Source organism: Pseudohongiella nitratireducens (assembly GCF_001642735.1).
Lineage (GTDB): Bacteria > Pseudomonadota > Gammaproteobacteria > Pseudomonadales > Pseudohongiellaceae > Pseudohongiella > Pseudohongiella nitratireducens.
Genome location: NZ_LWHM01000031.1, coordinates 179,735 through 196,022, shown reverse-complemented (window position 1 = coordinate 196,022; position 16,288 = coordinate 179,735). Strand labels below are relative to the sequence as shown.

Here is a 16,288-nt window from a genome sequence, read left to right as displayed (position 1 = left end):
CATGAACGGGGTTAGTGGTATTCAAGGGTTTTGGCAGGCAATAGCAGAAGGGCGGCTGGTCTTCGCCAGTGGTGTACCCGTTTTCATGGTGTTATTACTTGTTGTACTTGTTCCCCTGCTGGTCTGGTATCTGTATGGGCGGACCACCCGGCCACTGACACAGAATGACCGGATTGCCCTGACCGCCATGCGCTCAATGGCGCTGGTGATGTTACTGCTGATGCTGTTGCGACCGATTATTCAGGAATGGGAAACCAATCCCCAGGAAACCTATCTCGCGATTCTGGTTGATGACTCTCAGAGCATGCAGATCAATGATGGTTCCACTTCACAACAAAGCCGTATTCAGGCGGTTCAGAACGCCTTGTCACCCTCCGTTTTATCCGCTTTGCGCGAGCAGTATCAGCTCCGGACATTTGCTTTCGGCCGGGATGTCAGGCGACTGAATTCGCCGAATGATCTGACGGCTGCAGATAACCGCTCAGATATTTCCACGGCTATCAGCCATGTTGGCGAACAGTTAGGCAGTTTGCCCCTGAATGCGGTGGTCGTCATCAGTGATGGTGGCGACAACAGCAACCTGGACCCGGCAACAACTGCTGAAGTACTGGGCGGCAGGGAGGTGCCGGTGTTCACGGTTGGTGTCGGGCAGCCGGAAGTGACCCCGGATATTGCCATCAGAAATGTACGCTCGGATGCCACACTGCTGGATAGTGAACAGGTGGATGTTGAATTGTCGGTTTCACAAACCGGTTTTGCGGCCGATGCGGTTCAGATTTCTATCTGGGATGGTGATACTCAGGTAGCATCCCGACAGGTTGCATTGGGTAATGATGGGGAGACGCGGCGTTATACCCTCCCGGTAGTGCCCGACAGAAATGCCGCGATTCGTTATGAGGCCCGCATCGAAACGTTAACCGGTGAGCGCCTGGTTGAGAACAACCGTTACCAGTTCCTGGTTGATAATAGCCTGCCGGAAACCAGAAACATTCTTTACGTCGACGGACACCCCAGAAATGAATTCAAGTTTATTCGCCGTGCACTTGATGCGGATGATGATCTGCGGCTGGCCTCTTACCTGCAGACCGGGCCAGGTCGATTCTATCGTCAGGGTATTGAAAATGCGCTGGAATTGAGCACAGGTTTTCCCGAAGACAAGGAAGCGCTCTACGCTTATGAAGGCTTGCTGATCGGTGATGTAGAGCTGGATTTTTTCTCTGAAGGTCAGTTGGGATTGATTCGGGATTTTGTGGCCGAACGCGGTGGCGGGCTGCTGGTCAGCGGCATGGTGGATGATGCCTTTATCGATACCCCGTTGTCTGATGTGCTGCCGCTTGAACTGGTGCGCAGCAACAGCCTGCCAGGACAGCTCCAGGGAGGGATTCGCCGGGGTGCCCATGCGACCGGTACTATGTTTACGCCGGTACTGACCACGGAAGGTGAATTTGCTAACGCGCTGAGGCTGGGCAGTAGTGACAGTGAGAATCGAACGCGCTGGCAGGATCTGCCAGAGCTGCAGGGCATTTATGTCACAGGCCAGGCCAAAGCCGGTGCTACCGTATTATTGGAGCACCCCGATCTACAGTATCAGCGCCAGCCTTTACCGGTGCTGGCAACTCAGCGTTATGGCAGTGGTCGCAGTGTTGCGTTGACAACGGCCAGTACCTGGCGCTGGCAAATGCTGATGCCCTCAGAAGATGACAGCCATGAACGTCTCTGGCGACAAATGGCCAGATGGCTGACAGATGAAGCACTGGCCCGGGTTGAAATTGAACTGAACCAGGAAAGCTACCATGCCGGTGATGAGGTGGATGTTTCAGTCCGTGTGCGCGACAACGTGTTCGAACTGGATAATAACGCTTCTGTCTGGTTACAGGTCACAATGCCCAATGGCGAGATTGCCGAGCAGGCCATGAGCTGGGACATTAATGACGATGGTACCTATCGCGCCACTTTGCCAGCGACAGATGAGGGAGTCTATCAGTTGCTGGTGGACGTCACATCCACTTCCGGTGATGGGGCGACACTCGAGCAACAAGGCTCATTTGCAGTCACCCCGTCCCTGCGCGAATACAACGATGCCGGGTTGGACAGACGACTGTTGCAACGCGTGGCCGGTTCGTCAGGGGGACGATATTACGAACTGTCAGAGCTGGATAGCATGTTAACGGATCTGGCCTCTGCGCCAACGCCTTATGCCCGCCAGGTTGACAGAGATATCTGGCATCATGCTTTCTGGCTGGGGTTGCTGCTGTTGATGTTGTTTGCTGAGTGGGCTTATCGACGTTATCGGGGGCTGTCATGAGCATATCAGCAGAATTCATAAGCCAGTGCCGAGTGCTCGGGATGCACAGTAAAGCATCTGTTTTCAGTGTTGTGCTGTTTCTTGCCGCCATTGCATTGCCTGCTCAAGCACAGAATGAGTTGCAAACCAGTACAAATTCACCTGACTCTTTTTCTGTCTCCGGCAGCGAACGGTTTTTACAAACTGCAGACACGGGCAAGTTTGCCCTGATCATTACCGGTGCTGCCGCCTCGCCGGAAATTCGTCAACGCTTTCGGGGCTGGACCTCGCAGTTAGATGAAATTTTACAGCGCGATTACGACTACAGTGCCGATCACGTACGCATACTGCTGGATGATGGCGATAATGTCGGGGGGCTGGGAGCCCGTGTCGCTGGCGCATCGACTGCGGATGCGATAGAAGAACATCTTCGGGACTGGCAGTCTGATATGACAGCTGGTGATTTGCTAAGTGTGTTCATGATAGGTCACGGTGCGGCTACTTTTGGTGATGCCAAATTTAATAATGTTGGCCCGGACATGACTGGCGATGAACTGGCACTGTGGCTTGAACCTTATCAGGAGCAGGACATTGTCCTGTTCAACATGACCAATGCCGGGTTTGAATTTGCCCGGGCATTGTCTGCGCCGGGGAGGATTGTTATTTCTGCCACCCGCTCTTCTGCCGAGCGATTTGATCCGATTTTTCCCCGTTATCTACTGGCCGGGCTGGAAGGGAGGCAGGCAGACCTGGATCGCAATGAGCAGGTCTCCATACTGGAGTTGTTCAATTTCGCAAGCTCACAGGTTGCTGCCTGGTATGACGAACAGGGGCGACTGCCAACCGAGCATGCCGTTCTGGATGACACGGGAGACGGCTTGTTTAGTTTGAATCCTGGGATTGAAGAATCCGATGGCCTGCTGGCCGAGGTGGCGTACCTGAATATTCTCACGCCAGATCCGGACAAACAGTCCCCGCAAGCGCCAGCAATGCTGGCTGAAGTGCAGGCGCTTGAGCGCCAGGTCATCCTGCTGAGAAATCAGAAAGCGAATTATCTTGAAGCTGAATACTGGCGCCAGATGGAAGATTTACTGATTGCACTGGCCAGAACAACGGAAGCCTATCATGACTTACCCTGATAACGCTCACAGCACCGGCTCCAGCCGCAACTGGCAGGGCTTGAAAGTCCGGCATAGCTCGCGTTCGCTGATAACCGGCATCGTGTTCGCCTGCGCTGCTGCCAATCCGTTTGCTACCTCTCTGGCACAGCCAGGCGGCAGTGACCTGGATTCACTGGAGCGGGGTCAGCAATTACTGGAAAGCGGATCGTACCTGGCTGCTGTGGAGGCGCTGGGCTCCGTGAGATCTGACCCCTGGCTACAAGATGCCACCCTGGGTCTGGCGCGTGCGCACCGTGAAGTGGGACAGTACGAGCGGGCTGAACGAGTTCTCAGTATAGCAATTGAGGAGTCAGGCGGCGCAACACTGGCTGCTCCGATAGCCACGCGCCTGGCAGAACTTTATATAGAGACTGGACGTTCCGCAGAAGCGCTGGAATTGCTTCAGGAACTGAATGATAACAGCATGCCTTCTGTCCGCGCACTGGTACGTCTGGGTGAAGTGCTGGCACTGAGGGGTAACCCGGTTGCAGCCAGGGAGCAATTTCAGCAGGCGCTGGGTCGCTATGATGCTGGGTCTGTCTATACCTCGGACGAGGTTGCCATGGTGGCACTGGCTGCCTGGGAGCTGGGGCTGTTTCATGATGCCAATGCCCTGTTTGATGAAGCAGTACGGCTGGATGATCAAAACCTGGAAGCGCTGGTACTCTGGGGTGAACTCTTCCAGCAGAAGTTCAATGATGAGGATGCGCAGCGTAACTTCAATGAAGCGCTTGAGGTTAATCGACGTTATGGGCCTGCTTTGCGCGGTCTGGCCGAGATTTCCGCGGGCGAACGCTACCTGACGCGTGCACTGGATATCAATCCGCAGGATACCATGGCGCTGACCCGCTTCGGGGCACTTCTGATTCGAAACGAGCAAGAAGCCGAAGGTCGGCGTATGCTGGAACGCGCCTTGGAGATCAACCCAGAACTGATACCTGCTTTGGCGACGCAGGCCGTGCTGGCGGTTCTGCAGGATGATGGTCAGGCTTTTCAGCAAGCTGAGCAGCAAGTTACATCTTTCAGTCCAAATAACAGCGAATTCTATACTTTGGTCGCCGAACAATTGGGTAACCGTTACCGCTTTACCGAAGCTGTGTCGCTGGCTAGACAGGCTCTCGATAACGATCCGCGCAACTGGCATGCGCACACGGTCCTGGGTGGTAACCTGATCCGCTTGGGAGAGGAAGAAGAAGGTCGGCAGCACCTTGAACTGGCTTTTGAAAATGATCCTTTCAATGTGCTGACTTCCAACATGCTGCAAGTCTTCGATGTCATGGATGAATATGCCACGCTGGAAACAGAACATTTCCGTGTTCGCATGAGTCAGCATGATGCCACGGTCTTGTGGCCCTTGATGAGCACGATGCTGGAGGACAGCTGGGATCGCCTGGTAGACAAATACGGGTTTGAACCTGAGGTTCCCGTTACCATTCAAGTGTTTGAGCGAACAGAAGATTTTGCTGTGCGTTCGGTGGGCTTGCCGGATATCGGTCCGCTGGTCGGTATCTGCTTTGGCAAGGTGATTACGCTGATCTCCCCCGATACCCTGTCCGCCAACTGGCAGGAAATTTTGTGGCACGAACTGGTCCATGTCTGGACCTTGCAAATGACCGACAACCGGATGCCACGCTGGTTGTCGGAAGGCATTTCCACCTGGGAGGAAGGCCAGGGGCAACCCGAATGGGGACGACGCCAGGGGCTGGACCTGGTTCGTGCCTATGAACAGGGACAACTGCTACCTGTCGGCGATCTGGATGCCGGATTCCTGGGTGCCAACAGTAATGCGGACCTGAGTTTTGCCTATTTTGAATCCTATATGGTGGTTGACTACATCGTTGAACGGTTCGGGTTTGAAACGTTACGCGAGCTTATTCTGGCTTATCAGGATGAACATGATGAGAACCGGATTTTCTCTTCGGTATTTGACCAGGACCTGGAAGCATTCGACGCTGACTTTCAGCAGTGGGTGACAGGTCGGGTAGAGTCAATCAATGTTTATGTGCATATGGAAGACAGTCCGGATGAAGGTACCGGGCACGGTCATGGTGTACGTGAGAACAGCAGTGCAGTCCTGGCTGAGCTCTACAATAATGAAGCGCTTCGTGATTATATGCAGTCCCGGGTCGAGGAGCAGCCGCGCGACTTTCAGGCGCATTTGCAGCTTGGTATTGTGCTGTTCCGTGAGCAGCAGTATGAACAGGCACTGGAGCACTTGCAGCAGGCACAGTCCATTCTGCCAACCTATTCTGGTTATCCCAGTCCGTCGCTGGTGATGGCGCAGGTTTATGAGGCGATGGGCAACGAAGAAGCCAGGCTGGCTCAGTTGCGTATCATGCTGGAAAACCAGCAGCACGATGCCAATACACCATTGATTCTCGCCAACCATGCTTTGGAAACCAATCAGTTGGACCAAGCGAAATATTATATTGATCGTGCACTCGCCGTGGACCCTTATCAGCCTGAAGTCCAGCGGCGACTGGCAGATTTTGCCAGTGCATCGGATGACAGCGCACTGGCTGTGCAGGCGTTTGAAGTACTGATGGCCCTGGAAGTGAGCGACCCGGTCGGCGCCAGAACAGATCTGGCGGCAGCCTATCTGGCCAATTCGCAGCGAGACGATGCAAAAAACACCGTGTTACGCGCATTGGAACAGGCGCCGAGCTATGAACGTGCCCAGCAGATTCTGTTGCAGTCAGTTGAAGCAACACCGACAGAAACAATGGGGGATGCTCAGGAGGAAACACCCTGATGAGCCGGGTAGAGCGACAGCAGGTATGGCAGGCAGGCGTGCTGACAGCACTGATCTGTTGCAGCCCGATGTTGCACGCGCAGTCCCAGGATCCCTTACAGTCCTCTCGTGAAGCGCTGAGTTTTCCACGGGATTTTGATATCACCCGTATTATGTCTGATGAGGAAGAGAGTGTGAGTCGCCGTCCCGGGCTCGGGGAACAGCCGGAATTTGTCTGGCAGCGTGGCCGGTACGAGAATTATCCGGCCGGGCGTGGCCGGCGTGGGGGGTGGTGGGATACTGATTACCCCGATGCAGAACAAAACTTTCTCAGAGGCGTGCAGCGTTACAGTCTGGTAGATACTGCCACTGACGCGACGCGAGCCATTGATCTGACAGATCCGGCTTTGTTCGAGCAGATTTTTCTGTACATGACGATGAAACGTGTACCCATTGGCAGTATTCGCAGCGGCCCGAATTTTACTGAAGCTGAGCTGCAGGCACTCAGGGAGTTTATGCTCAGAGGCGGCTTTGTGCTGTTGGACGATTTTTGGGGCGAGGCTCATCTGCAGGACTTTCAGATGGAAATGGCAAGATTATTCCCCGAACGGGAAGTTGTCGAATTGGGCGTGGATCATGAGATTTTTCATACCTTCTATGATATCACTGCCTTTCCGCAAGTCCCGGGCCGGGCGGTCACCTGGAACTACGGTCAGTTCAATCTGGACGACCCTCAGTTTCCACCGGCAGTTTATGCCATTCTCGATGATGAAGGTCGCGTAATGCTGGTTGCCAACCTGAACTCCGATATGGGTGACGGCTGGGAGCATACGTTCCATGAATACTATCCGACCTTTTACAGTAATGAAGCCTACCGGCTGGGAATTAATTATCTGATTTATGCCTTTACACATTAAAAAAGCCATCAAGAAATATTGGCCGACAGACAAGGAAACCACTATGAGCGAAAGCGACGTACAGGAAATTGATCAGGAGCAGGATCTGGCAGGTCTTGAAAATGAGGATGATCTGGCGCTGGTTGCAAGAATGCGTGAAGGACGCGAACAGCTCGTTGAGGAAATCCGTAAAGTCATTGTTGGCCAGGACAGTGTGGTCGAAGAGTTGCTGATTGCCCTGTTCAGTGGTGGCCACTGCCTGGTCACTGGTGTGCCCGGGCTGGCCAAAACACTCCTGATCAAAACAGTTGCTGATATTCTGCAACTGAATTTCAGCCGCATTCAGTTCACGCCGGACCTGATGCCATCAGATGTAGTGGGTGCGGAAATTGTCGAGGAGGATGCCGGTCACCGTAGACTGGTTTTTGTCAAAGGCCCGATCTTTACCAATATTCTGTTGGCCGATGAGATTAACCGGACGCCTCCGAAGACACAATCATCCTTGCTCGAAGCCATGGAAGAGAGGCAGGTGACAGCAGCAGGTGTTACTCACCAGATGTCGGATCCGTTCTTTGTGCTGGCAACACAAAACCCGATTGAGCAGGATGGTACTTATCCGCTGCCGGAAGCCCAGCTTGACCGCTTTATGTTCAAGATTGAGCTGGGTTATCTCAGTGAAGCGGAAGAAGTGGAGGTGGTATCGAGCACCACGCGTGTTATCGACAGAACGGTAGCGCATCCTTTGAGCGGTGAGGATATCCTGGCGTTCCAGCGAGTCGCCCGGCAGGTGCCGGCGGCCAAATCCGTTGTCGAGTACGCAGTCAGGCTGGTACATGCGACACGCCCACAAAGTGACAGAGCGCCCGAGTATGTTAATGACTGGGTTTCCTGGGGGGCAGGTATCCGGGCCTCACAGAACCTGATTCTGGCTGGTAAGGTCAGGGCACTGCTGCACGGCCGTTTTAATGTCGCCTACAGTGACATAAAGGCACTTGCGCCGTCGGTGCTGAGACACCGGATTATTCTGAATTTCCATGCCGAAGCGGAACGTATCACTCCGGACGAACTGGTGCGACGGTTGTTGAATGACGTGCCCCAGGAAATAGCCAGTTAACTGATTCTGATTCCGGGGTCCGCGGAACACCGAAACGCAAAGTAGACCGTTGCTGACTGAGAAACTTATGAAAACAGAACGCGCCGATCGTAACACTGACCGTAGCAGTAGCTCCAATACTGGTCGCAGCACTTTTATCGATCCGGCTATCCTGGCATCTCTGGACAATCTGGAGCTGCGTGCCAGGGTTGTTGTGGAGGGCTTCCTGGCTGGTTTGCACAAAAGCCCCAAGCGGGGTTTCAGTGTCGAATTTACTGACTACCGCCATTATGTGCGCGGCGATGATTTGCGGCATGTGGACTGGAAGCTCTATGGCCGTACGGACAAGCTCTATATTCGCCAGTATGAAGACGAAACCAACGTCCGCAGTTTCGTGGTGATAGACAGTTCGGCATCCATGGCCTGTGGTGAGCAGGCGATGACGAAAATGGACTATGCCAAAACCCTGGCCTCCGCACTGGCTTACTTTATGATTCAGCAACGCGATGCGGTAGGGCTGATCGCCTATGATGAAGTGGTCAACGATTATGTGCCAGCCAAAGCCCGCAAGCAGCATTTGCTGACATTGCTGCGCTCCATTCACCGCTTACAGGCGGCACGCCATACCAATAGTGTAAAACCGCTTCAGGAACTGGCTGCGTCATTGCGGCAACGCAGCCAGATTGTTTTGATCAGTGACATGCTCAGTGATGAGGTTGAAACCATCCGCACACTTAGACAGTTGCGAGCCATGGGTAATGAAGTCATTGTCTTTCATGTACTTGATGAACAGGAGCTTGGTTTTGCGTTTAATGAGTCGTCAGCCTTTGTGGACCTGGAAACGGGAGAGCGTTACCTGACAACACCGGGTGCTATCCGCGATTCCTATCTGGAGAACCTGCAGCTTTACCTGGATTATTGCCGCTCACAATGTCAACGTGGCGGCGTGGATTATTGTTTGTTGAATACGGCGCAGCCACTTGACCGGGCTTTGGCTGCCTATCTGAGCAGTCGCTCACGGTTGAGTTAGAACCTTGCCACTAGGAGTCGAGTCACGATGAGTTTTCTGGCACCACTGTTTCTACTGGGTTTGCTCGCAGCAGCCATACCGGTGGCCATCCACTTTATTCGCCGTGATAACCCGCCAACGGTCATGTTCGGTACATTACGCTTTATCAAACAGACGCGCCGACGATTACTGATGTTCCAGAAAGTGCAACAGTGGCTACTGCTGCTGTTGCGTACTTTGCTGGTGGTACTGCTGGTGCTGGTATTTGCCCGGCCACTGATTTATCAAAGTGGTGTCTCCCAATTGCTGGCTGGTAATCCGGAGTCGCTGGTCATCATTGCTGATCGTTCAGTTACCATGCAGTTTTCGGATCGTGACGAGCGCCTTATAGAAGCCGTTGAGGATCGCATCAACAGGCTGTCAGAAGGGGACGAAGCCGCGCTGATTACCTTTGGTCAGGAAGCCCGTCTGGCGGCGCCACTGTCTCAGGATATTAATGCCCTGCGCAACCAGGCTGCCACAATGGCGCCGCCAGGTTACCATCAGGCCAGTCTGACGGGTGCCTTGCAACTGGCTGATGATTTGCTGGCCAGTTCGCTGCATGAAAACCGGCGCATCGTGGTGTTTTCTGCCTTTCCGGCCCAGACATTGCCGAACGAAAACTCACAGTTACAACTGGCACCGGGAACGGCCCTTGAACTGGTTAGCCTGGGTGGAGAACAAAGCGAAAACCTGACATTGACCGATGTGCGTGTCCCGGAACTTCGTCCCGGCGGTGAAGATTTGCCAGAAATTCTGGCGCGCGTGCGAAGTACCGGCACCATGGGCCTGCAGTCGGGTGAGATTGAACTGCTGACAGAACAAGGTGCTTCTGCCGCGCTGCCAGTCGATCTGGCGACACAATCAGAGCGGGTCGTGAGTATGGACCTGCCCGCCTCAGTGGCAGAATTGCTATCCAGCGACACACCGGTTAACCGTGTGGCAGGGCGTATTGAATTGAGCGATGACGATTTCAATATTGATAACACCTGGTATTTTGCTGCCCAGGTCAATCAGCCGATGCAGGTTCTGGTTGTCAACGGATCGCCCGCGGAGCAATGGTTTGATGATGAAGCTCACTGGTTTAATCTGGCTGTCAGAGGTGTCGATACTTCGCCCTTTGAGCTGCTTTCGGTATCCGAGGCAGACTTTAGCGCCGGCGATTTGCAGAGCCAGGATGTATTGGTGCTACTGAATGCTGGTGGGCTGAACAGTGCCCAGATGACAGCAGTCAGGAACTTTGTTAATGGGGGGGGCGCTTTGTGGCTGGTACCTGGCGATCGCGTCGAAGCATCATGGTTTAATACAGCGTTTGGTTCGATGACAGGAGTACAGCTTCAACGACGAACCAGAATGCCAGGCAATGATTATCGCCTGATGGCCGATATTAACTGGCGGCACCCGGCATTGCAGTACCTGGATGTGGATTGGGGAACACAATTCAATGAGTATTGGCAGATTGCACCGGGTGGCGGTAACGATGTACTGATGCGACTGGATTCTGGTGAGCCATTATTAATTGAGGCAACCCGAGCATCGCAAGCAGAGCAGCCTGGTGAGAGTTTCAGCAGCGCGCCAGATGGCGGCCGGGTGATGTTATTTGCGTCTTCACTGGACCAGGGCTGGAATAATTTTCCGCTGCAGGCACTTTACGTACCTTTCGTTCACGAGATACTGACCTACCTGAGCAATCCTGCTGATGTTCCGTCCTACCATTATGTCGGTGACAGCGTTGACCTTGCTTCCTGGTTTGATATGTCTGCTGCCGAGCGAATGACACTGCGATGGTCTGATGGGGAAGAGCTGGTTGTAAATCGCGAGGCTTCGCGTCTGGCGCTGGATCGGCCAGGGTTATTGTCGGGGCCGGCTCAGTTACAGCTGGCGGTAAATTTACGGCCGGGTTCGACCGATCTGAGCTCCGTCGCAACAGACCGCATTTATGATCGTTATATAAACCCGGAAACCGATCCGGTCATCAGCGAAGATGTGCGGGTCGCCAGTCTTCAATCTGCTTTGGAATCTCCCCAGCGTCTCTGGTGGTGGATAGCACTGCTGGCGTTTTTCCTCTTGCTGGCTGAATCCTTTATTGCCAATCGTACTTATCGATAACAGACAGCTGCGGCTGTTGAGTCGCGCAAACCGGTGTGTGCTTGAGTTAATCAGATTGTGTAACAGAGATTGCTTAGGCAGGCGTGGCGGTAAAGCAGCAGGACCGATCCTGAGTTGACTAAGGGGGGAACAGAGAATGCCGTCCCACCGCCTGACCAGCCACAACCCTGATACTAGCATAGGGGTTATGACTGGATAGGGTGGGTGACAAATTGTTGCAATGCGCTTGCAGAACTGTCACGAAATCATGCAATTGCTACATTTTATAACGCCAGATTCAATATATCCGGCGTTACAAAGGCGGTTACATGACAAATGCTCTGACATGAAAAACACAGTTACATGGAAGGTTGGGGCGTTTTCCTTCCTGGCAACATGCGGCGAATCCGGTCACGGTGCCTACGCATTTGTTCGGGCAATGCCAGCATGGCTGGCGTGACAATCAACGTCAGAATCGTTGCAAATGTCAGTCCGAATACAATCGCATTAGCCAACTGTACCCACTGTGACGTAATCGGCCCACCGACTTCAACTTCAGCGCCAATCAGGTCAACGGATACGTGCATCGCCAATGGCAAGAGGCCGCAACCGGTAGTAAAGGTCGTCAGGAACACGGGGCGTAAGCGCTGCACGCCGGTCTGTATAATGACATCCCGGATATCCCAGTCACGATGCCTGTTTCGCAGGTAGTTAAAGGTATCGATCAGAACAATGTTGTTGTTCACGATAATACCGGCCAACGAAACGATACCGACCCCAGTGAGAATGACACTGAAGGTCTGGTTGGTCAGCAACAGTCCCAGCAGCACGCCGGCTGTAGAGAGCAGCACGGAGGACAGAATCAGAATGGTCTGATAGTAGCTGTTGAACTGTGTAACCAGCAAAATAGCCATCAATGACATTGACAGTCCGAAAGCAACCAGCAGGAAGGCAAATGACTCTTCCTGTTCTTCATTGGCGCCGCGGAAACGGTATTCAACACCAGGAGGCATCGGGTTCTGATCTAACCACTGTTGCAGCTCTGCAACCTTATTGCTGGTCACTTCGCCTGGCGCCGGATTAGCCCGGACATATACCACACGGCTGCCATCAACGCGTTGGATGGAGCTGACACTGGGTCGTGGCTCACGTTGGATGAAGCTGCTGATAGGCACCAGGCCACCACCCTGAGTGTTGATGCGAATGTTGTCGATTTGCTCGATACCGCGGTATTCCCGAGGGTAGCGCGCACGAATTTCAACTTCCTCTTCGCTGTCATCAGGACGGTAATCTCCCATGAAGACACCTGTCGTCAGCAATTGCACAGCCGTACCGATCTCATTCATGTTAGCGCCTGACATGGCAGCTCTGGCCCGATCTACCGTGATTTCCCACTCGATACCGGGTACCGGTGTGGTGTCATCGATATCAATCAGACCGGTCATTTCATTCTCGATATGGTCCCGTATCTCACGGGCCGTACTGATCAGGCCGTCCAGGTTTTCCCCATACAGCTCTAACTGCAGTTCCTTACCGACGGGAGGACCCTGTTCCGGCGTCGCAATCTCGGCTCTGACACCAGGGATATCGCTGATGGCTTCCCGGTAGGCGTCTTCGACTTCAAAGCCATTCAGGTCCCGGGTGCGCCGATCCGTGAACTCCAGGAATATGGTACCCACCAGGTCTGGCGCCGCACCCTGGCCACCGCCAATACTTCGGCCGGCACCGGATTGCGTCACGATACTTTTGTAGTATCCGACTTCAGCAATACGATCCTGGACATCGAGCATGATGTCGCGGATTTCCTCTGGAGAATAGTTGCCGCGAGTGAAGATCTGTACTTGCGTCTGCGCAGGCTCAACGGCTGTGAAGAATTCAACACCACGACCAAACGTACCGTAAGCAGCTACGATAACGACCAGTGACAGTACACTGCCTAATGTCACCAGCGCTGGAGAATGCACCGCCGCTTTAAGAACGCGTGCATAAATGCCCACGATACCGCGTGCTTCTTCCGGGCGCTCATCTGAGCTGTCACTGGCAGCAGATTTGCTTTGGATGCGAGAGGTCGGTTTGCCCAGCATTGAGCCAATAGTGGGGGCAAATAGCAGGGCATATAACAATGAACCAACCAGCACCGCAAAGACGGTTGCTGGCAAGTAGCCCATGAACTCACCTGAAACTCCCGGCCAGAAGAGCATCGGCAGGAAAGCGGCCAGCGTTGTGCCGGTTGATGCCAGAATCGGCCAGAACATGCGGGAAACGGATTCCTGAAAGGCATCAACACGGGAGAAACCCTCTGCCATTTTCCGGTCGGCAAATTCCACCATCACGATGGCACCGTCAATCAGCATACCCAGCCCGAGCAGCAGACCGAAAATCACCATAAAGTTATAGGTAAAGCCCAGCAAAGAAATGATGATGAAGGCAAAGAAGAAGGAGAACGGCACTGCCATTGCCACCAGAATGCCTGATCGCATGCCAACAGCTGCGACAACCACCACCATGACCAGTGCCATTGCCGTGGCCATATTGCCCTGCAGGCCAGAGTTTTGTTCAATCACCAGCGGAATGGTGTTATTCAGGTAACTGATGGTAACGGCAGGGGGGATGCGCTGTCGCAGCTCCTGAACGATCACATCAATCTGATCCATGGCATCGATCAGATTGGCACCTTTGCGTTTTTGTACGTTCAGCGAGATGGCTGCCTGCTCATTGGCATAGGCGTAGCGCTCAGCGTCTTTGAACGTGCGCCTGACTTCTGCCAGGTCGCTTAGCACCAGGGTACCCTGGGCGGTTGCGGCAATCGGCAATTCATACAGATCATCGGCTGTTTCGATCAGGCCGGGGACTTTGACTGAGAAACTGCCTGAGCCGGTGTTCAGCGTACCCGCAGGGATCAACCGGTTATTATTGGTAACCGCCTGGATGACCTGCTGGTTGGAAACACCATAGGTTTCCAGCTTGGCAGGATCAACGATGATTTCCAGCAACTCTTCGCGCGCGCCGATCATGTCGGCAGAAAGTATCTCCGTGAGGTTTTCAATTTCCCGTTGTAACTCCTGGGCAATCTGTAAACGCACGCGTTCGGACACACCTTCGCCACCAATGGCAATCTGAACCACTGGCATGGTGGCCGCAGAGACCTCCTGCATGATGGGTTCTTCAGTATTAGCTGGATAGCGCGCCTGGGCTCGATCCACCGCCGTGCGTATGTCCTGCATGGCGATATCCGGGTCCATTTCGACATCAAACTCGGTGATTACCGTTGCCGCGCCTTCGTTGGCGAAAGCACGAGTTTGCGTGATGCCTTCAACATCTTTCAGTTCGATCTCTGTGGGACGAACCAGCAGCCGCTCAGCATCCTCCGGGGAAATACCGGGGTGGATGATGGTGGTGATAATCACAGGAACCGTCACATCAGGGTTCAGCTCCACAGGGATGGCCCGGTAGGAGGCGAATCCCACCAGTATGATCACCACAAAAATACTGAGCGTGGTTCTGGCACGTGATACAGCTGCCTTTAGATATGTCATAGCGTTGCCCAGTCAAAATTGACATTTACCTGCTGGCCAGCCACAACCAGCTCCTGCCCCAGTGTGATCACCACTGCCTCGTTATTCAGGCCAGTGACCCAGAATCCAGGGTTCGTCATATCAGTACTCTCACCCACGATAGTGACTCTGTTAAAGGACACCACATCTTCTTCCGAGAGTGTTTTAACACCAACCAGACCCTCATCATCCAGAGAAAGTGAAGAGGGCGGTACCAGGTAAGCTTCGATCTGGTTGGCATCGATACTGATGTCAGCACTGATACCCTGGCGTACTTCTGTATCTGAGGTGATTTCAGCCTCAATACGGTAGCTGCGAGTCACCGGGTCGGAGGCGCGCGCCACATAAGTCAGTGAGGCATCGACAACCGTGCCGGTGGTCAGGCTGGCCTGAACAGCGCTTCCCAGGGAAATGTTACCCACATCTTCTTCCGGGACCTCGGCAATCAGGATCATGGGGTCGTCGTCCAGCAGGGTGGCGCATTCACCGCCGACATTCATGTAATCGCCAACTTCAACCATGCGATCTTCCATGATGCCGCTGAAAGGAGCTCTGATTCGTGTTCGTTCCAGCGCCAGCTCGGCCCGGCTGACGGCCGCTGTTGCGGCGTCAAAACTGGCTTTAACCTGAGCGAGATCACCACGTGAGGCGAGGTTGCGATTTTGCAGATCAACAGCGCCCTTATACTCCAGGCGAGCCTGTTCCTGTCGGCTAACGGCTTCCTGAAGGTCGACTTCACGGTTATCAACGGCAAGTTCACAAAGCAGGTCACCCGCTTCAACACGACCGCCTCGTGGCACAGGGGTGCCAACAATCCTGCCCGCTGTCTCGGCCCGAATGCTGACCAGGCGGTCAGCTCGCGTCCTGCCCCGGACATCAACAGTCTGGGTATACAGGGCTGGTGTGATGCGCTTTGCTCTGACAGTAAAACCTGTCACATCCGCCATTTGCTCACCTTCGGCGATAACATTGACGGATGCGGGTTCACTGGTGTTAGCGTAGGTATCGACACTTTCCCGTTCCCCCCGGGGGATGATCATCCAGACAATGATCAAGGCCAGAATACTAACTGCTATCAAGTACTGTTTCTTCACGTCTGACTCCGTGTGATGCCCGTCTGTACAGGCATGATTGATGCCCTCAAGCGCGGGTTAGAAAGTAAACCTGTCGTGTATTTACTCGTTATATATGCAAAAAGATCAGTTGGCGGATACTGCCGGTTCACCAGATCGATTCACCAGGCTGGCCGCTAGGCCGAATTGATATTATTATTTTGAAGACGCTATAGTAAGGTGAGGCACGCGTTGGCGTGCCTTTACGATCTGGCGGTGAGCGTTATAGCATTTATAGGCCTGGTGAATGAGTGCCGAAAGTCATTATCCCCCGCGCGAAGGAATGCTACAAACGGCCAGGGGGTAGTGTACCTGATTTCAT

At 53.8% G+C, this 16,288-nt stretch carries 9 protein-coding genes; 7 read left to right on the top strand and 2 right to left on the bottom strand.

Annotated features, from left to right (window positions below):
• Window position 1: 1 nt before the first annotated feature.
• The 7 genes from PSCS_RS11300 to PSCS_RS11270 all read left to right on the top strand — a co-directional run bounded on the left by PSCS_RS11300 (window position 2) and on the right by PSCS_RS11270 (window position 11,321).
• Window positions 2-2,305, top strand: coding sequence for a hypothetical protein (locus PSCS_RS11300; RefSeq protein ID WP_068812197.1), 2,304 nt, complete (start codon window positions 2-4; stop codon window positions 2,303-2,305).
• Window positions 2,302-3,423: a hypothetical protein gene (locus PSCS_RS11295; protein ID WP_157885700.1), complete on the top strand. Its 1,122-nt coding sequence runs from the start codon at window positions 2,302-2,304 to the stop codon at window positions 3,421-3,423. The genes PSCS_RS11300 and PSCS_RS11295 overlap by 4 nt, the downstream gene beginning before the upstream one ends.
• Window positions 3,410-6,196 carry a tetratricopeptide repeat protein gene (locus tag PSCS_RS11290; protein WP_068812195.1) on the top strand — a complete coding sequence of 929 codons (2,787 nt, stop codon included), beginning with the start codon at window positions 3,410-3,412 and terminating at the stop codon, window positions 6,194-6,196. Before PSCS_RS11295 ends, PSCS_RS11290 begins: the two co-directional genes overlap by 14 nt.
• Window positions 6,196-7,092, top strand: a complete 897-nt coding sequence (locus PSCS_RS11285; RefSeq protein WP_068812194.1) for a DUF4159 domain-containing protein — start codon at window positions 6,196-6,198, stop codon at window positions 7,090-7,092. The genes PSCS_RS11290 and PSCS_RS11285 overlap by 1 nt, the downstream gene beginning before the upstream one ends.
• 43 nt (window positions 7,093-7,135) lie before the next feature.
• Window positions 7,136-8,185 carry an AAA family ATPase gene (locus PSCS_RS11280; protein ID WP_068812193.1) on the top strand — a complete coding sequence of 350 codons (1,050 nt, stop codon included), beginning with the start codon at window positions 7,136-7,138 and terminating at the stop codon, window positions 8,183-8,185.
• Window positions 8,186-8,252: 67 nt separating this feature from the next.
• The gene (locus PSCS_RS11275; protein WP_082866327.1) at window positions 8,253-9,194 is read left to right on the top strand and encodes a DUF58 domain-containing protein; all 942 of its coding nucleotides are present in this window, start codon (window positions 8,253-8,255) and stop codon (window positions 9,192-9,194) included.
• Between the two features lie 27 nt (window positions 9,195-9,221).
• Window positions 9,222-11,321, top strand: a complete 2,100-nt coding sequence (locus PSCS_RS11270; RefSeq protein WP_068812192.1) for a vWA domain-containing protein — start codon at window positions 9,222-9,224, stop codon at window positions 11,319-11,321.
• A gap of 338 nt (window positions 11,322-11,659) precedes the next feature.
• On the opposite strand, the gene PSCS_RS11265 is transcribed toward PSCS_RS11270, so the two are convergent.
• Both PSCS_RS11265 and PSCS_RS11260 read right to left on the bottom strand, forming a co-directional pair.
• Window positions 11,660-14,836, bottom strand: coding sequence for an efflux RND transporter permease subunit (locus tag PSCS_RS11265; RefSeq protein ID WP_068812191.1), 3,177 nt, complete (start codon window positions 14,834-14,836; stop codon window positions 11,660-11,662).
• Complete coding sequence (locus tag PSCS_RS11260; RefSeq protein ID WP_068812190.1) at window positions 14,833-15,948, bottom strand: efflux RND transporter periplasmic adaptor subunit; 1,116 nt, start codon at window positions 15,946-15,948, stop codon at window positions 14,833-14,835. Before PSCS_RS11260 ends, PSCS_RS11265 begins: the two co-directional genes overlap by 4 nt.
• Window positions 15,949-16,288 lie beyond the last annotated feature (340 nt).